Source organism: Enterococcus sp. 3C7_DIV0644 (assembly GCF_002141235.1).
Taxonomy (GTDB): Bacteria; Bacillota; Bacilli; order Lactobacillales; family Enterococcaceae; genus Enterococcus_D; species Enterococcus_D entomosocium.
Map to the genome: position 1 here is coordinate 3,468,865 of NZ_NGLK01000001.1, position 17,691 is coordinate 3,486,555.

A 17,691-nucleotide genomic window follows, 5' to 3' on the forward strand; every position below is an offset into this window, starting at 1 on the left:
ATACATATAAGTGATAGAAACTATCATAGCATAACATCAGTTGAAGTCAATAAGTCAGAGAAAAAAAGTCAAAAAATGTTGTAGAGCGTAAAACCATTTATTCAATTTTTTTGCAATCCAACCAAGAGCAATGTGAAGAAGGCACAGCGTCTTTTTTCTAAACATATATATTCGATCTTTCACTTTGAAAAAAACCGATAATAAAGAAATGTGACCACACTGAATGAACAAATGGAAAATGGTCTCAGAAGAAGCCAAAAAAAACGAAACATAAGACATTTTTTTGATTTCTTGCGATAATAAAAGTGAAGAGGAGGCGGTAGGATGAAGGTCGTATTGATTCGACACGGAGAAAGTGAAGCAAATTTCGAAAATTATTGGACAGGATGGCTGGATGTTTCGCTGACCGAGAAAGGCCGGCAACAAGCATGGGTAGCAGGGGAACAGATCAAAGCAATGGGGATTACTTTTGATTTTGCCTTTGCATCTGTGCTTCAACGAACGATCATCACGTGTGATGCCGTTTTGGAAGCTAGCAATCAGCTTTGGGTCCCTGTACACAAAACATGGCGCTTAAACGAGCGTCATTATGGGCAACTGGTTGGGGTCAATAAAGATGTGATGGTGGCACAATATGGAAAAGAACAGGTGCAAAAATGGCGTCGAGGATATGATGAACCGCCTTTATATGTGGAGGAAAATGATTTCGATCGACGCTACGATTCTTTGGATCCTCGCTTGATTCCTAAGGGAGAAAATCTGGGAATGGTCGTGGCCCGAGTGGTTCCATTTTGGCAAGATCAGGTGGTTCCGTTACTTAAAGATCATAAGAATATTCTCATTACTGGTCATGGGAACAGTTTGCGGGCGTTAGTCAAATACTTGGAGGACGTGCCCAAAGATGACATGGATACGATCGATATTCCTAACGCACAGCCTATCATTTATGAGTTTGATAGCCAAGCAAACTTGATTGAACGGGCGTAATAACGAACATTTAAAGAATAAACCACATTTTCGTTTGATGTTACATCGAAAATGTGGTTTTGTTGTGCTATAATAAGAAAAATTTAATGAAAGGCGGGAGAATATGAAAGCCGTATTAACCGTTATTGGAAAAGACAAGGTTGGGATCATCGCTGGTGTCAGCCAGAAATTAGCAGAATTAGAAATCAATATTTTAGATGTGTCCCAAACGATCATGGAAGATTACTTCACGATGATGATGCTTTTAAACATGGATGCCAATCAGGATTTTGACGGTGTTCGTGAGGAGCTTCACCAAATAGGTCAGGCATTAGGTGTGAAAATCAGCATTCAAAATCAAGAGATTTTTGATACCATGCATAAATTATAGGAGGCACTATGGAGACAAATCAAATACTTGAAACCATTCGCATGGTGGAAGAAGAAAACTTAGATATTCGTACGATCACGATGGGGATTTCATTATTGGATTGTATCGACGCCGATATTGATCGTACCTGTGAGAAAATTTTTCAAAAAATCACGACAAAAGCCAAAGACCTCGTCAAAGTTGGTGAAGAAATCGAAAGTGAGTATGGTATTCCGATCATAAACAAGCGGATTTCGGTTACGCCTGTAGCAATCGTAGTAGCAGCTTGCCAGCCGACACCTCGAGACTGTATCAAAGTTGCGAAGACCTTGGATCGAGCGGCGCAAGAAGTCGGGGTCAATTTCATCGGCGGCTATAGTGCGCTAGTAGAAAAAGGCTATCAAGGCGGTGACCTTGCATTGATCGAATCGATTCCAGAAGCCTTGGCACAAACCAATTTTGTCTGTTCGTCGGTCAATATTGGATCAACGAAAGCTGGGATCAACATGGATGCAGTGCGTCTGATGGGAGAAACAGTCAAGAAGACTGCCGAAGCATCAGATATGGGCTGTGCGAAGCTGGTCGTTTTTGCCAATGCTGTGGAAGACAATCCCTTTATGGCGGGGGCTTTTCATGGGGTCGGTGAAGCTGATGTGGAAATTAACGTCGGTGTCAGCGGACCTGGTGTCGTCAAACGTGCCTTGGAAAAAGTCAAAGGCGAGTCCTTTGATGTCGTGGCGGAAACAGTCAAAAAAACAGCTTTCAAGATCACGCGGATGGGGCAATTAGTCGGGCGCGTGGCTTCAGAGCGCTTGGGCGTTCCATTTGGGATCGTCGATCTTTCGCTGGCACCAACTCCTGCAGTCGGCGATAGTGTGGCATTGATTTTAGAAGAAATGGGCTTAGAATCTGTCGGTACCCACGGAACGACAGCTGCTTTGGCCTTGTTAAATGATGCAGTCAAAAAAGGCGGCGTAATGGCCTGCAACCATGTTGGTGGTCTGTCGGGTGCTTTTATCCCCGTTTCTGAAGATGCAGGAATGATCAAAGCAGTAGAAGCTGGTTTATTGAATTTAGAAAAACTTGAAGCCATGACGGCGATCTGCTCTGTCGGCTTAGATATGATTGCGATTCCGGGAGATACTTCGGCTGAGACGATCGCCGCAATGATCGCGGATGAAGCAGCGATCGGTGTCATCAACCACAAGACGACAGCTGTCCGAATCATTCCAGCGAAAGGCAAAGAAATCGGCGATCGCATCGAGTTTGGTGGTTTATTAGGGACAGCGCCAGTGATGAAAACCAATCCTGCGAAGTCTACTGATTTCATTTTGCGTGGCGGCCGTATTCCCGCACCGATCCATTCATTTAAAAACTAGCTCGTGTTCATTTTGTAAGAAAATATGATAAAGTGACCTTTAAAAGACTAATCAGAATGCTGTCTTTTAAAGGTTTTTTGGTCCTGTTACTATTTTTTTCATTCCTAAGGCGGATGTTTTTTTGTTTGGAATCGAATACAATGAAAGATAACACGATAAAAAGGGGTGGTAAAATGAAGAAAATCTTCCAACTTGGGATGTTGGTTTTTGTTGGTTTGATGGGATTTTTTGTCCTTCAACCATCAATTGCCTTTGGACAGACATTTGTTCGCGATGATGCCGGGGTCCTTTCACAAGAGACGATCGAACAGATCGATGCCTTGAATAAAGAGGGGTTCCAATCATTGACTGGCGCGCCAGAATATGCTGTGATCACGATCCCTTACTTAGATGGGCAATCGATTGAAGAGCGTAATTTGGAACTGTTCAATGAATATGGTTTAGGGAATCCAGAGGACAATAATGGACTATTGTTTCTCTTTGCCATTGATGATCGTGAGTTTCGTCTGGGTTATGGCGATGGACTATCCTATGTCTTCAGTGAGCTATCGGAAGATGATTTAGTGGATGAAGATGCCAAAGACGCATTACGAGATGAAGATTATGATACAGCGATATTGGCAGCTTCTAATGAAGTCTATCAGCGAATGAAAGAAGCGGATGAAACGATTGGATTAGGGACGATTTATCAAGATGGCAATCAAATGTTAGCAGAAAAACAGGCACAAGAAGCAGAAGCCACTAAGCAAATGTGGTTCACTATTGGAAAAATCGTCAGTGGTGTCGTAGCGGCAGCAGCTGCAAGCCTTGTCGGGTTCATCAGTTTTCGCCATCTTAAAACCAAACGGCGATTTGAAGAGCACCTGCCGTTGCCGAAACATCTGTTAGAAGATAGTCACTTCCAACAGAAAGATTTCTTGAAATGGGCTAGCAATAGAAAGAACTATCAGCGTTACCATCAGTATCAGACAGCAAAAGATTGTCAACAAGCATTTACGCAGTATGTGACGAGTACTTACGTGCCAGCGAAATTGAGCTCGATCACCGGATTGTCGACTGCGGATAAACGAGTTATCCAACATGCCTTGACGAATCCAGCAATTGGATCTTATTTTTCAAACTTGCTGATGAAGAAAAAAACCACGGTCAAACATTTCGGTCAGGTGATCCTTACACAACATGACACCTTAAAAACCTATGAAGCCCAATTAGGCAGGGAAGTGACTGAACGGATGGCAGACTACGATTTGACTGATGCGGTGTTACCCGAAAATCTGCCTTTAGCAGATGCTTATCGAGCAGAAATAGCCAAGCAAGCTAAAGAAGAGATCAGAAGACGCAATGAGCAAGGGCGATACTTAGCTCAACTTGTGACGGAAAAAGCGACCTATCCTGAGATGGTACAAGCCATTCCGAAAGAAGTTTCTAATGTTCTAGCGGAAGTGAAAACAGATGCCTTGTTCCAAGTTGACTTGAAACAGGTTTATCAAAATCACCCAGATTTAGCAAACAAATTATCCTCATTTGATGCTTCTGATCGAGCAGCAGTTTTAAATAATGCTCGCCAAGAGTATGACCCGCATGGGATGAATATGGCGTTGTTCTTTGTGATGATGAATAATCACGTGTCCCATCAAGAACAAGTCATTGCCGATACACAAAGTTCTTCGAATGATTTTGGCGGTTTTAGCGGAGGAAGTAGCAGCGGTGGCGGTGTTTCTGGTAGCTGGTAATTATTTCAAATGCTTTTTTAGTAAAGATGAACGTTCATTAACCTGTAACATATTCCTTTGTATTTTGGTTTGTGCAAATGGAATTGTTACAAGGTTAATGGCTTTTTTCTTGTGGAGGAAATCCCTTGATAAATAAGACAAACCAAACAAAGTGTGGTAAACTTTTTAGAGTTACAGAAAATGAATGGAACTTTCATTCATTTGAAAAAGGGAGAAAACGAGGGATATCATGTACCAATCTTACATATGGGATTTTGACGGAACACTTTACGACAGCTACCCAATCATGTTAAAAGCTTTTATTAAGACATTGAAGGAGTATGGCTTCGATCCAGATCCAGCAGAGATTTATTATATATTGAAAGATTCATCTTCCAAAAAAGTTGCTGAAAAATACAACTTAGATTTTCAAGAGTTCACTAAAGCATTCAAAGCAAATGAAGCGCTGGATGATCGTTTGCCGCTTTCCTTTGTAGGAACCAAAGAAACATTAGAAGCCGTGGTTGCTGCTGGTGGCAAGAACTACATTTTGACCCACCGCGATGTCGTTTCAACAAAAGAGCTGTTAGAAAAAGAACAGATGGCAGACCTGATCGTTGAGATCGTAGGACCGGAAAACAACTTTCCCCGTAAACCTGATCCAACTTCATTGATTTATCTTGTCGAAAAATATCATTTAGACAAAGATCAGACCGTCATGATCGGCGATCGTACGATGGATGTTTTTGCAGGACAAGGAGCAGGTGTCAAGACGATATTTTATGATATAGAAGGTCTCTTAAAAGATGTATCCGCCGACCATACCGTCCAATCCATGGCTGAAATACAAGAAATCATTAAGTCTTGAGAAATCAAGGCTTTTTTTGTGCAAAGAAAGTAAGACATTCATTACTTATGATGAACGGTATAAACGTGGTTCTCATTGGTCTTCTAGTCTCGGCACAACAAACCAAAAAGAAGTCACGCCATTTTTCGACTCAGCGCCATAATCGAAGGCGTGAGAAGTCAAAATGGTTTTCACGATCGCTAAGCCGATGCCGGTTCCTTCTTTATGTCCTGCTTGATGTTGGACGCGTTGGTATCTTTCCCAAATGAGTTCGAGTTGTTCTGGAGGGATATCTTTTCCGGGATTGATGACAGCAACTTTTGTTCTTGTAGATGTATTCGTTAATTTGATCAAAAGACGCTCGTTTTTAGGTGTATGGTTGATGCCATTGTTTATTAAATTACGCAAAACCTGTTCCATTTTGATGCGATCAAAAAGAGCAATTCCATTCTTACTATCTGCTTCAAAATCGACAGTGATGTCATATTGATTGGCGATCCCTCTTGCGTAGGCAACGACGGAGGAAACCACCTCGTATGTATTCCAGATTTCATTTTTAAGTTGTGTGTAGCCTGCTTGCATGATAGAGAAATCCATGATGTCATCAACCATGGCACTCATACGGTGGGCTTCGCTGATAATTAGTTCCATATGTTCTTTTCGAAGGCGTTCGTCACTTCCAGAAACATCACGTACCATCTCCCCATAACCCGTGATCAACGCGAGGGGGGATCGTAGTTCATGAGAAACATTGGCAATCACTTCTTTTCGCAACACGTCTACTCGCTGAAGTTCTGTGCTTAAGTCCGCAACAGATTCAGAAAGTGTACCTAATTCATCGCCACGGTTTAGTTTGGGTACGGAATAAAGCTCTCCGTTGGTTAAGCGGATGATGGCTTCTTTGATGGTTTTGATCGGGCGAATAAAATGCTGTGCTAAAAAAAAGGAGATCGTTGATGCAAAAATTGTTAATATGATGGTGAATAGAAAGAGTTGCTGTCGATTCATGCTTTGAAGCGCTTCGATTTGAGTGATCGTATTGGAGAGCAAAAGGGCAGCTGGGCGTTGGAAAAGAGTCGTAGGAACGCCAATAAGAATGGCAGAAGACTTTTCAAAGTCTTCTACAGCACTAAGGCTCTCACCGTTAAGGACAGTGGGTGCATGAGATAACAACCAGCTGTATTCGTTGCTCAACCCATCTATGTTTAATTGTTGTCCATTGTTAAATGCCGCCAGAATTTCGCCATACTCGTCGACTAAAAAAAGAGTCCCAACGATCGTTTTACTGAGGAAAAGCAATGGATCTTCTGGTAAATCATCTGGATCTACTGCCATTTCTTCAACAGCGGCAGCTGTTTCTTGAACTGTTTCTAAAAGTGATTCTTTTGTTACATTGATATAATTTGGTTCAAAGAGCAAAATTTGAACAGTCCATAAAAAAGCAATGCCAATGACGACCAGCAGCATATTGGCGGACCAAAGCCGCACGAGTAATTTACTTTTGATGTAAGTAAAACCTAACCGACTAGTCTTCATAATCAAATTTATACCCAACGCCCCAAACCGTTTGGATCAACTCTCGGTAATCCCCTAGACGCTCTCGCAAGGACTTGATGTGTGTATCCACTGTTCTGGTATCACCGAAATAATCGAAGCCCCAGACACCTTCTAAAATTGATTCTCGGCTCAAAGCAATATGATTATTTTTTGTCAAATAGACCAGCAGATCGAATTCTTTTGGCGTAAGCGGCAGAGGATTCCCTTTGATCGTTACAGTATGAGAAAAAACATTGACTTCGAGATCGCCATAAACGATCTTTTCGAACTGAAATTGACTACTTCGTTTCAGCACAGCTTTGATGCGAGCCATCAGCTCTTTAGGGCTAAATGGCTTGGCGATGTAATCATCGGCACCAAGATTGAAGCCAAAGAGTTTGTCATACTCTTCCTTTCGAGCGGTAATCATGATGACTGGCGTGTTACAGCTACCTCTGATTTCCGAAAGCGTCTGAAAGCCATCTTTTCCCGGCATCATGACATCTAGGAGAATCAAATCGAATGAATGATTGGTTAATTTTTCCAAAGTTTCTTTTCCATCTGATGCTTCAAAACATAGATACCCTTCGATCTCCGCATAAGTTTTCACTAGGGCACGCATATGAGTGTCATCATCGACAATCAATATTTTTTGCAATTTTATTCACATCCTTAAAAATAATTTATATTTTTTAAAGTATATCACAGCATAATCGCTGAATTAATAAGAAAATGACTCTTTGAAAAATAATTGTTCTTTCCCTCACAAGATCATCACAAATACCCAATACTATAGAGGTATATTCGATCGAAAGGGGCGCTTTGGCGATGTATGACTATCATATAGTCAAAAAGAAAAAAGCGAAGAAAAATCGTAAGCTAGTCGGTCATTGGTTATACATAATCAGTCTTGCGCTTTTTATGGGGTTTTCTGCACGTTTGATTTACATTGTTCAAGTCGGCGTGATTGCTGGCGTCTCTTTGTCTGAAAGAATAGAAAATTTGTATTATAGTTCACGATCCATCGAAACAAGTCGAGGGGCAATTTTTGATCGGCAGGGGACAGTGATCGCACAGGATATTCTTTCCTATACTGTTCGAGCGGTTCTTTCTGAAGATTACATTGATAATGGACGACCCATGTATTTAGACAGAGCGCGCTTTGAGGAGACCGCAACGATTCTTTCGGAGTATTTACCTATTTCTAACGAGCAAGTTTTGTCTATCTTGACAGACGGTGCGAATCAAATAGACCCGCCTGTCTTTCAAGTGGAATTTGGCAATGTTGGCAGTGGTCTAAGTGTGACCACTCGAAATCAAATCGAAGCGGCGTTTGATGCAGCTGGAATCAATGGTATCTATTTCGATGCTCGTTCAAGTCGCAGCTATCCGAATGGCATCTTTTCTTCACATTTGATAGGGACAACGTCAGATGATGATGAAATTCGAGTCGGAGTTTCTGGATTAGAATATGTACTGAACGACTTTTTGAAGAATCAAAATGGGCGAGAGTCTTTTCAAGTCAATGCTTCAGGGAATCCTGTTCCTGCAACCAATCAAATGGTAGAAGAAGGCGTAGATGGGAACGATGTTTGGACGACATTAGATGCTCATCTGCAGTTATTCACTGAATCAGTGATGGATGAAGTTATGGAACAAACACGACCAGAGAATCTGACGGCTTTATTAATGGATGCGAAAACTGGAGAGATTTTAACGATGGCTCAAAGACCTAGTTTTCATCCAGAGACCCAAGAAGGAATTGCGGATGAGCACTTTATTTGGCGTAATCTTTTTACGGAAGAGATGTATGAACCAGGTTCGACCTTGAAGCTGGCAACCGTTGCGGCAGCGATTGATGAAGGTGTTTTTGATCCGACGGAACGCTACAATCCTGTGAGTATGCAGATTGAAGATCGAATCATCAACGACCACGACTCAGGAGCAAATGGTGAGTTGACGATGCGACAAGCGTTAGCTTGGTCAAGCAACACTGGGATGGTTCGACTTCAGCAACGGATCGGTTTTGATGCATGGGCGCAGTATTTAACTGATTTTGGACTAGGGAAAGTTACAGGAAGTGAGCTTCCCGGTGAGGTGCCTGGTATCTTACCTTCAAGAAATCGGGTGGATTATGCCATGAGTTCTTATGGCCATGCGATTGGGGTCAATCAGATGCAGATGATGCAGTTATTTAGCGCATTTGCCAATGGTGGCGAGATGATTCGTCCGCAATTGATTCGGCAAGTGGGAGAAGAGACCCAAGTTTTTCCAGAAGTCGTTTCTCAGCCTATTTCACAAACAGCGGCTGATGCTGTATTGGAATACATGACCGATGTAGTGACGGATGAACGCTATGGAACCGCTTATGATGTATACCAACTGACGAACCATGAGATTTCTGTCAAAACTGGGACTGCTCAGATCGCCAATGAGAATGGTCAAGGTTACATGACAGGAGAGTTTGATTATATTTATTCGGCGGTCTCGATCTATCCAACGGATGATCCACAGTTTATTCTTTACCTCACTATCAAGCGACCAGAAGAATACGATCGTCATACCTTAGCTAAAATTGCCAATCCTTTGATGGAGCGTTCGATGGCGCTGCAAAGTTTTCGTGAGTAAAAAAGTTTCTTAACAGGAGCTTAAAAAGACATAGACCATCTAAGAAGTTTCATGCTGCAGCTGGTCAATTTTCCACAGGAATGATAGTCTTTAGAAAAGGCAGGACGGTTTATCAGCGATCCAATCTAGGGATGAATGAGTGGATAAACGATCGCGCTACAGCTAACACATAATGATTCATTGACGGAGGTGTCATATGAAAAAAATAAAATTCTTAATCAAAAGCATTTTTCTCATCGGGCTTCTTTATTTTGTAAGCCAGATGATTACATGGCAAGACGGGCGCTTGGCATTTTGGGATGCTCGACTCAACGAGATCACTCAATCTCTCTCGTCCCAATTTTCTCCTTCACAAGACACTTCAGCCAGGCCATCGGCAGAAACACCTGCCCAGACATATTTATATAATGAATCACGACAAGTGATCGAAGAAACCTTTGGAGAAGCGATCAATGAATCAGCGAATCGATATGGACTGAACTGGACTTCCTATCACGATGATTTTCGTAACTTCATGATGGTGATGTACGATGAACATGATATTGCGCAAGGGATCTATACGAATCAAGACACGATTCTTATCGATGACACGCTAGGTATCGGGTCTTCAAAAGCCAGCGTTCGTAATCAGATGGGTACGCGCCAAGAAAGTCTACAACGAGGATCAAGACGGTATCGCATCGATTCCGATACCGACTATGATCTGTTCCTACAAGACGATCAATTGATTACTTTTTTCTATGATGTTCATGCCGAAGATACAGTGACTGCGATTCAAATCATCAATCGCTCGTTAGAAACACGCCATGCGAATGATTTTCGCCAAAATCAAGCCGCCATTTTAAGCGGCTTACGAACACAGTTATTTGAATTAACGAATGCCACCCGAGTGAAATTTGGTTTGTCGCCCCTTGGATTCAGTGAAGCAACCAGTGAGACTGCCGTGAAGCATAGCCAAGACATGGCAGAACATCGATATTTTGACCATATTGGGTTAGATGGATCGACTCCATTTGATCGGATGCAAGAAGACGGGATCAGCTTCACTGCTGCAGGGGAGAATTTGGCATTTGGCCAAGCCAGCAGTATTTACGCCCATCAAGGTTTAATGAATTCAGAGGGACATCGGGCAACGATTCTAAACGATGAGTATCAATTTCTCGGGATCGGTATTGCGATCGATACCAGCGAACAGCCATATTATACAACGTTGTATCACCGAGGATCGGCGTCGTGAATTCCTGAATTGCTTGAAACTGATTAGTTAAAAAACACTGCTCATTTGAGATTGTTGCGTTAGCAGCATCAAGCTCAATTTTTACTTCATACGTCGTATGGACAATACGATTTGCTGACACAATCCCATAAATCAAGTAGCTTATGATTAAAACGATCGACCCTATACCAATCAGCAGCTTTCCTTTTTCAGAAATGTTGATCGTTCCTATATTCCCAGATATCCGAATGAGACTGTCAATGACGAAAAAAATTAGTGATGAGTCACAAATTAGTCCGAGCCAGTACATACCGAAAGTACCAAAGAGACCCCAATTCACTTTTTCGATTAAAAAAGCAGCAATCGTGGTCAATGAACAGAGAAGAAAAAAGAGATGCAGAAAACTGAAGTGCTATAAATACCGATACCTCCAAAAAAACTTTAAATAGGTTAGAAAGACGGTGTAATCGTAGAAACCAATCATAGATGTGCCTCCTTTTGCAGAGAATCAATCAACATTTTTCAATGCAGAAACCAAGTCTAGTTTTTTAAGCCGTTGGCTGACAAGAAATGTTGTACTTAACGAACTAAGCCAAACAATCATAGAGGCGATTGCGACATTAATCCAGGTGAAGTGGGCGGTGTATTCAATCGTAATGGTTGAAAAGGTGCTTACATACTGTGAAAGGAACCAACTTCCTGCAGGAATTCCAATCAGCCAGCCAACCATCGTTGTTGCAGCATTTTCAATCATGGTGATTCGGCGAAGTTCTTTTTTTCTAAAGCCAAGGACGCTTAATGTCGTATAGTCACGAGTTCGTTCAACAAAATTTAGCGTCCCTAAATTGTATAGGACAACGATGACTAACAAAACTGCAAAAGCAATGATCATTGTAAAGATCCCTCCTAGACTATCAACAAATTCATACGCATTGTCCATTTGATCTTGTCGCGCAATCGTTGATGTGATTGCAGGATTGCCGGACAATGCTTCAGCAGTTTCCTCGTCTACTAAAAGCGTCTGAGGCAGAAAAGTCCCACCAGCTTCCAGCCAAGTTTTTTTTAACAAATAAGCACCTTGGTTCGTTTCACTAGTTATGATCCCAGATACTTCAAAGCGAAATGAGCTTTCATGAAATGCAGGAAAGACTTCTATTTGATCGCCTTTTTGAATGCCCGCTCTGTTAGCAAAACCTTCTGTTAGATAAATACCGCCAGGAGTGATCAACTCATTGTCAGTTGTTTTCATATGAACAAAATCCCCTTGATCAATGATCATCAGTAAGCGATTGTAGCCGTCATCAGGTGCAAAACGGGTAGGCAAAATTTGCACCTCTTGTCCAAAGGATTCTTCCAAAAATGCTGAATCACTAGTATTTATTCGTTGATGATAAGTAAAATCCTCTGTATAAGCTTTGTTAACTAAGTGGTTGATGGATTGGGGCATGCCTAGTCCGGCTGTGATCAGCATCATACCACCAGCAACTCCGATGATCCCCATTAAAACTCTCATTTTGTTAGAAGCAGCATCGCGAAACCCCCATTTGGCTTCATAACTTAACGGGTTCCAGAAGAACGAAAGCTTTTCTAGTAACAAATGGGCACTCTTGCCTTTTGTATTCCCTCTAAGGAAGTCCGCTGGCAGGCCAGTACATGCTTGATCAGAAGCAAAATAAGCAGAAGCCATACAAATGATTAACACGAGCAGACAAACGATTAATGAAAGGGAATTGTAGGAAACTGTCCAGTGTGGGAGAGATAGAATATTCTTTTGCGTTTCTAAAACAAAATGCGAAAGCAAGGGCGCTGCTGCCAAGCCAGCGGCGATGCCAAAGCTGCCGATGATCAAGCCGAAGCTAGTGAAATGAAACCCGATTGTTCTATTTGAAAACCCCAACGCTTGAAGGACTGCGATTTCTTTTGTTTGGGTATCAATCAACCGTTTGATCGTTGTATACATTGCAAGAATTGCTAGTAAGATAAACAAGAACGAAAACATAAAGGATAGATTTCGAATTTGAGTGACGCGGCCCAAGGCTTCAGAAACTTCCGTCAAGGTTGCTTGATCATAGTACGCAATATGGCGTTCCCCCATAATCGATTCAATTTCGGTTCTTAAGCGAGAGTTAGTCCCAGAGACTTCGACGACGTTAGGTAAAACGGATGTCTCCAGCATCATTTCTAAAGTCGCTTCTGATAAAATCCCGTAGCCATAGCGTTTCGGGTCGGGGGCAATATACTCTTGTGTACCAGTGAAGAAAAGCTTATCAGTTGTTAAAATCATCCCTGCTATGGTCAATTCAATTTCGCGACCGTCAACCATAATCCTCAGTGATTGATTTAAGGTAAGATCATTCGCCTGTGCGTAGTCGTGATTGATCCAAACAAAGCCAGGGGATTCATGGAATGTAGTACCTTGAACGAAATAAGGCTCTGCGATAGGTTTTCCAAGTGGTGCACTAAGAGTCAAAGTGCGTTCTGATGATGAGGAAGGCGCTTGATTAGTCAAATCAGAAACTGTAAATTCGTACTGAGAGAATGTCTTTTCTATCCCATCTAGTGCTTGGATTGATTGGATATCGTTTTCAGTAAAGCCAGTACCATAAACCCAAGCATCTGCCAGACCATTTGCATCAATAAAGTTGTCCAGGCTTTTTTCCAAACCGCCCCAAACACCTTGTAACCCAACAAATACAAGGACACTTAGAAACGCCATTAAGAAGACGGAGAAGAATTGCGTCCAATTTCTTTTAAGATCTCTAACCAGTTTTATAGACAGAAATTTCATATCAAGACTCCTTTGTTTTTACCTTCAGAGGCTTATTTTGTTCAATCGACTTGATTTTTCCGTCATGCAAATGAATAATTTTATCCGCATATTGAGCGAACTCTGCATTATGTGTGACCATCACCACAGCAGTATCCACATTCACCGCAGCTTTTTTTAATAAAAATAATATTTTTTTCCCTGTATGTGAATCTAAAGCGCCAGTTGGTTCGTCGCAAAGTAAGAGTTTTGGGGCTTTTGCCAAAGCACGTGCAATCGATACTCGCTGCATTTCTCCGCCAGATAATTGGTTAGGGAAGTTATTTTTTCTATGGGATAACCCTACAGATTCAAGGTAGTGAGAGGCTGGTTCATTATTTGTACTCAGTTGTTGTGCAATGCCGACATTTTCTAAAGCGGCTAAGCTAGGAATCAAGTTGTAGAACTGGAAGACAAAACCGACGACGTCACGCCGATAATCTGAAAGCTGTTCATCAGAAAGATGAGAGATTTCTTTTTCTCCCATGCGAAACTCTCCTTGGCTTGGACGATCCATACCGCCTAATAGGTTTAAAAGAGTGCTTTTTCCTGAGCCTGATGGCCCTAAAATGATGGTGAATTCACCCTTATTGATCGTGAGGCTCACATCATTTAATGCAATGATTTTACGATTATTTTCACCATAAAATTTATTGATATGTTTCAATTCGATCATTTTGATCCTCCTAAAGTTTTCTTGTATGTACTGTTATCTTAATAAAGCAAAAACAAAAAAACATCCGTATTATCCGAATGTTTTTTTGCGGAGTTCATCATTTGATTAAATTCAGTTTGATTCCTTCTCGAACAGCACCGATCCTTGTTTGTACTTTCAACTTATTGCAGATAGATGAAACGTGGTTTTCGACGGTTCTGCGACTGATAAATAGTTTTTTTGCGATTTTTTCATTGGTTTGTTCCTGCGAAATCAATTCTAATACTTGCCGTTCTATCTCACTTAAGAGACGCATGTCTTTTTCAAGAAAAAGGTGTTCAGGGGAAACTTTATTGCCATGGTAGACCGTTTTTATCGTTGTGATCAATTCATCATACGAAGCTTCTTTTCTCAAAAAAGCCCATATACCAAGTTCAAAGGCACGCTTATGAAGAAGTGGTTCATAAAAACCCGACAGCATAATTATTTTTGGCAAAGTATCATCAGTTAAGGTATGAATACGAGGAATCAGCTCAAAGGCATGCGTGCCCTTTAGCATCATATCGAGGAGGACAATATCAATTGACTGGTTTGCCATAGCTTGAAAAAAATCTGTTGGTTTTGTAAATGCGCCTATAATCGAAAATGAGGGCTCTTTTTGCAGCGTATTTTTGATTCCTTCAAGGACGAGTTCGTGGTCGTCTAACAATGCAAGTTTAATCGGCATAGTTTGCTCCTTCGAAAATATTTTTTGGAATTCTAAGCTGAATGGTTGTAGGTGAGTAGTGAATGACAAATCTACCCGACAATAACGAAAGCTTTTCTTTAATTACATTTAATCCGAAATGAGGACCTTTACTAAGAGAGTCTTGTCCAAAAGTTCCGTTATCACTAATTTCGAATACTACTGTATCATCCTCAACTGCATTTGTGATTATCAGTTCTGTTGCATGTCCATGCAAAATACTGTTATTGAGCAATTCTTTGACTGAGCGCAAGATGAAGTTGTTGATTTCAGGTGAATCTGAATGGATGGTTCGGTCATAGGCAAAATGTATGAGCACAGGGTGGTTTTGCTGTATTTGAACGAAAAGAGAAGCCAATGTTTTTTCTAATCCTATTTCTTGCAGAAGCAGAGGATATATATCTGAGCAAAGTTCTCTTAAATCATAAATCAATTCATCAAGCTGCTGGATGATTTTTTCTTTTGGCACTGTTTGTCTATCATTTTCAATTTGACGTAACAAGTGGATGATCTCTTGAATGATCCCATCGTGAATATAGCTTGAAATTGTCTCTCGTTCTTTTTCAACTGCTAAAAATACATCTAGTGAATTCATTGGTTCATTATGGCGACTTGCTAAATAGAATAATTCTTGTAGAAGCGGCAAAAGAGTATATATTAAAAGGAAGAGATAAAGAATAATTAGTAGATTAGGAACGTAAGCGTTAAGTTGGCTGATAAAAATGACGATTACCGTTAAAAATAGTGAGAGTATCAGATAGATCGATCTGGTTGTGATACGGTACCGAAATTTCAAGACGCGATCAATTGCTAAGCGATGGAAAATTCCTATAAAAGGCAGAAAGATAAAAAATACCAGCATATAGTAAGGTGCACTCCATCCAATAGGGAATGCATATAAATAAAGAAAAGGGGCAATACTTACAAATAGAATTACTGGAAGGTTGACTTTGGTAGCTGTTCTATGTTTTTTGTGACTTTTATTAAAAAAAGAGAAGCAATATTCGCCAAGCATCAGTAGCATCAAGCTGTAAACAAAACCGACTGCTAAATATTCAGCGAGTACATAGCCAATCTGAAAAAAAGCGGCATAACAGGTTGCTGCTAGATTTAATAGGAGGAGCAGTGCTGGAAAGATTCCTATATTGCTTATTTTATATGAGCTGTTGATCTTCAAAAATGAATTCAAGAAAAATGGAAAAGTGGATAAGGAGATAATCAAAATCACTCTACCTAACGTATTCCCAATACTTGAAGGAAACGCCGCTAAAAAAATAAACGCAAATACAAAGAGCCATAAATAAAAAAGCCGTGATCTTTTTGAAAGAAGCTGTTTTCGATAAAAAAAGAGCAAGAATAAAACTAACGATCCACTAAAAGCTAAAAGTGTAAAAAATATCGGCAGAAATGTTTTGGGCGAATCAAAGCGATAAGTGATTCGTTGCTGCTCTCTTTGGATCGTGAGTGAATTGATTTGCTCGACAACTAGCCAATTTGTTAATTGTTTATTCTCTTTTGGCAAATTTCCATCGAGCTCTACTAGCTGATCATTGATTTGCAGCGAAGTATCCGCTCCCAGACCACCATCATAAATACGTTTTATAAACCATTCGTCATTTATTTGGTAAGCCCGAATGCCTAAATATGTAGTTTGATAAATAGTGTGAGTGAAATAAATCATCAAGATTAGGTAGAAACTCCCCAGTAAGATATGCATCATTTGCCATCTATACGATTTAATCAAGTCGGCCTCCTTTTTTTGTGAAAAATTTCAAATGAAATGTTCAATTTATCACAAGGGTGATTATCATTGGCAGCATTCTTATCCATGGACTTTGAGACGCTGGGTTACTTTAGACATCCAACATTTCCCTGTGATTTTTTATCAAATAGTGTATCAATAGTTTCAATCTGATTCAAGCGCTTTTTGAAGATTTGCCTTAACAGCACCCTAATTCTGCAATACATTGTCATTTTGTCTAAGAATTTGCATTCTATGAAAATGGCACTATGATTGGTTCCGTCATTTTTTTGCTGCAAAAAGATCGTCTTTATTTTTCCGTTTTCCAAATAATACTGAATTATCTGCGTATTTCATCTATGAGGTGGTGAAAATGGATCGATGGAAGCTGTTCAAAGACTATTGGCGATTTGCAGTTGGTGGTGCTGTTTTGATGGTGTTGCTGATCATCTGGTTTGTACCGTTCTCGCAAAAAAAAGAAACAAACTGGCATTCAATGGCAGATGCAGCAGGTCAATCGTCTGAAATGGGGGAAGGTGGAGCCCTTCAAGAAGATAGTCTTCACGATGAAGAGTATGAGATCGTTATCGATGTCAAAGGGGAAGTGCACCAACCGGGAATTTATCGCTTGAAATCAGGTGCGCGGATGTATGAATTGATCGAACAAGCAGGTGGTCTGACAGAAGAGGCGTTAGAAACAGCCATAAACTTAGCACAAGTGCTACAAGATCAACAGATGGTGATCGTCCCTCATAAAGAGGATCAAGCGTTTATGGAGATGAATGCTTCAGGAGTAGGTGGCAGCCAAACAGCAGTGACACAAATCAATCTGAATCAAGCCAATGCACAGCAACTGCAAGAACTGCCAGGTGTGGGTGCCAAAAAAGCAGAAGCAATCATCGCTTACCGAGAAGAATATGGCTTTTTTAAACAGATTGATGACCTAAAAAAGATCACAGGCATCGGAGAGAAGACCTTTGAGTCCTTGAAAGAGATGATTACAGTGGCGGACTGAACCAAATAAATGTAAGAAATACTAAGAAATGACGGTTGAAAATTCAAGAAATTCGATTAGAATAGAACTAATCAA

The 17,691-nt window shown here is 40.8% G+C and carries 14 protein-coding genes; 8 read left to right on the forward strand and 6 right to left on the reverse strand.

Annotated elements, in window-relative coordinates:
• Positions 1-324 precede the first annotated feature (324 nt).
• From A5877_RS16375 to A5877_RS16395, 5 genes are all read left to right on the forward strand, one after another.
• A complete protein-coding gene (locus A5877_RS16375) occupies positions 325-987 on the forward strand; it encodes a 2,3-diphosphoglycerate-dependent phosphoglycerate mutase (protein ID WP_008381373.1) in 663 nt (220 codons plus the stop codon).
• A gap of 103 nt (positions 988-1,090) precedes the next feature.
• Complete coding sequence (locus A5877_RS16380; RefSeq protein ID WP_005236306.1) at positions 1,091-1,357, forward strand: ACT domain-containing protein; 267 nt, start codon at positions 1,091-1,093, stop codon at positions 1,355-1,357.
• Between the two features lie 8 nt (positions 1,358-1,365).
• The gene (locus A5877_RS16385) at positions 1,366-2,715 is read left to right on the forward strand and encodes a PFL family protein (protein ID WP_086299497.1); all 1,350 of its coding nucleotides are present in this window, start codon (positions 1,366-1,368) and stop codon (positions 2,713-2,715) included.
• A 140-nt stretch (positions 2,716-2,855) separates the two neighbouring features.
• Positions 2,856-4,448 carry a TPM domain-containing protein gene (locus tag A5877_RS16390; RefSeq protein WP_086317344.1) on the forward strand — a complete coding sequence of 531 codons (1,593 nt, stop codon included), beginning with the start codon at positions 2,856-2,858 and terminating at the stop codon, positions 4,446-4,448.
• 229 nt (positions 4,449-4,677) lie between these two features.
• Positions 4,678-5,295: an HAD-IA family hydrolase gene (locus A5877_RS16395; RefSeq protein WP_016613374.1), complete on the forward strand. Its 618-nt coding sequence runs from the start codon at positions 4,678-4,680 to the stop codon at positions 5,293-5,295.
• 72 nt (positions 5,296-5,367) lie between these two features.
• Here the strand turns inward: A5877_RS16395 and A5877_RS16405 are convergent, their stop codons facing one another.
• Both A5877_RS16405 and A5877_RS16410 read right to left on the reverse strand, forming a co-directional pair.
• The gene (locus A5877_RS16405; protein ID WP_086317345.1) at positions 5,368-6,810 is read right to left on the reverse strand and encodes a HAMP domain-containing sensor histidine kinase; all 1,443 of its coding nucleotides are present in this window, start codon (positions 6,808-6,810) and stop codon (positions 5,368-5,370) included.
• Positions 6,800-7,468 carry a response regulator transcription factor gene (locus A5877_RS16410; protein ID WP_005236299.1) on the reverse strand — a complete coding sequence of 223 codons (669 nt, stop codon included), beginning with the start codon at positions 7,466-7,468 and terminating at the stop codon, positions 6,800-6,802. Before A5877_RS16410 ends, A5877_RS16405 begins: the two co-directional genes overlap by 11 nt.
• Positions 7,469-7,638: 170 nt before the next feature.
• Between A5877_RS16410 and A5877_RS16415 the strand changes: the two genes are divergently transcribed.
• Together A5877_RS16415 and A5877_RS16420 are read left to right on the forward strand one after the other, a co-directional pair.
• Positions 7,639-9,438, forward strand: coding sequence for a penicillin-binding transpeptidase domain-containing protein (locus A5877_RS16415; protein ID WP_086299495.1), 1,800 nt, complete (start codon positions 7,639-7,641; stop codon positions 9,436-9,438).
• Between the two features lie 196 nt (positions 9,439-9,634).
• Entirely contained in the window at positions 9,635-10,675 is a 1,041-nt protein-coding gene (locus A5877_RS16420) for a CAP-associated domain-containing protein (protein WP_086317347.1), read from the forward strand.
• Between the two features lie 487 nt (positions 10,676-11,162).
• On the opposite strand, the gene A5877_RS16425 is transcribed toward A5877_RS16420, so the two are convergent.
• From A5877_RS16425 to A5877_RS16440, 4 genes are all read right to left on the reverse strand, one after another.
• The gene (locus tag A5877_RS16425; RefSeq protein WP_005236281.1) at positions 11,163-13,442 is read right to left on the reverse strand and encodes an ABC transporter permease; all 2,280 of its coding nucleotides are present in this window, start codon (positions 13,440-13,442) and stop codon (positions 11,163-11,165) included.
• Between the two features lies 1 nt (position 13,443).
• Positions 13,444-14,136: an ABC transporter ATP-binding protein gene (locus A5877_RS16430; RefSeq protein ID WP_086317349.1), complete on the reverse strand. Its 693-nt coding sequence runs from the start codon at positions 14,134-14,136 to the stop codon at positions 13,444-13,446.
• Positions 14,137-14,233: 97 nt separating this feature from the next.
• The gene (locus tag A5877_RS16435; protein ID WP_086317351.1) at positions 14,234-14,842 is read right to left on the reverse strand and encodes a response regulator transcription factor; all 609 of its coding nucleotides are present in this window, start codon (positions 14,840-14,842) and stop codon (positions 14,234-14,236) included.
• The gene (locus A5877_RS16440; protein ID WP_139843939.1) at positions 14,832-16,604 is read right to left on the reverse strand and encodes a sensor histidine kinase; all 1,773 of its coding nucleotides are present in this window, start codon (positions 16,602-16,604) and stop codon (positions 14,832-14,834) included. The genes A5877_RS16435 and A5877_RS16440 overlap by 11 nt, the downstream gene beginning before the upstream one ends.
• A gap of 370 nt (positions 16,605-16,974) precedes the next feature.
• On the opposite strand from A5877_RS16440, the gene A5877_RS16445 reads away from it, so the two are divergent.
• Positions 16,975-17,616, forward strand: coding sequence for a helix-hairpin-helix domain-containing protein (locus tag A5877_RS16445; protein WP_008381358.1), 642 nt, complete (start codon positions 16,975-16,977; stop codon positions 17,614-17,616).
• Positions 17,617-17,691 lie beyond the last annotated feature (75 nt).

Coding starts and splice junctions, on each gene's coding strand:
- A5877_RS16375 (WP_008381373.1), top strand. CDS start 325: ATGAAGGTCGTATTGATTCGACACGGAGAAAGTGAAGCAAATTTCGAA.
- A5877_RS16380 (WP_005236306.1), top strand. CDS start 1,091: ATGAAAGCCGTATTAACCGTTATTGGAAAAGACAAGGTTGGGATCATC.
- A5877_RS16385 (WP_086299497.1), top strand. CDS start 1,366: ATGGAGACAAATCAAATACTTGAAACCATTCGCATGGTGGAAGAAGAA.
- A5877_RS16390 (WP_086317344.1), top strand. CDS start 2,856: ATGAAAGATAACACGATAAAAAGGGGTGGTAAAATGAAGAAAATCTTC.
- A5877_RS16395 (WP_016613374.1), top strand. CDS start 4,678: ATGTACCAATCTTACATATGGGATTTTGACGGAACACTTTACGACAGC.
- A5877_RS16405 (WP_086317345.1), bottom strand. CDS start 6,810: ATGAAGACTAGTCGGTTAGGTTTTACTTACATCAAAAGTAAATTACTC.
- A5877_RS16415 (WP_086299495.1), top strand. CDS start 7,639: ATGTATGACTATCATATAGTCAAAAAGAAAAAAGCGAAGAAAAATCGT.
- A5877_RS16420 (WP_086317347.1), top strand. CDS start 9,635: ATGAAAAAAATAAAATTCTTAATCAAAAGCATTTTTCTCATCGGGCTT.
- A5877_RS16425 (WP_005236281.1), bottom strand. CDS start 13,442: ATGAAATTTCTGTCTATAAAACTGGTTAGAGATCTTAAAAGAAATTGG.
- A5877_RS16430 (WP_086317349.1), bottom strand. CDS start 14,136: ATGATCGAATTGAAACATATCAATAAATTTTATGGTGAAAATAATCGT.
- A5877_RS16435 (WP_086317351.1), bottom strand. CDS start 14,842: ATGCCGATTAAACTTGCATTGTTAGACGACCACGAACTCGTCCTTGAA.
- A5877_RS16445 (WP_008381358.1), top strand. CDS start 16,975: ATGGATCGATGGAAGCTGTTCAAAGACTATTGGCGATTTGCAGTTGGT.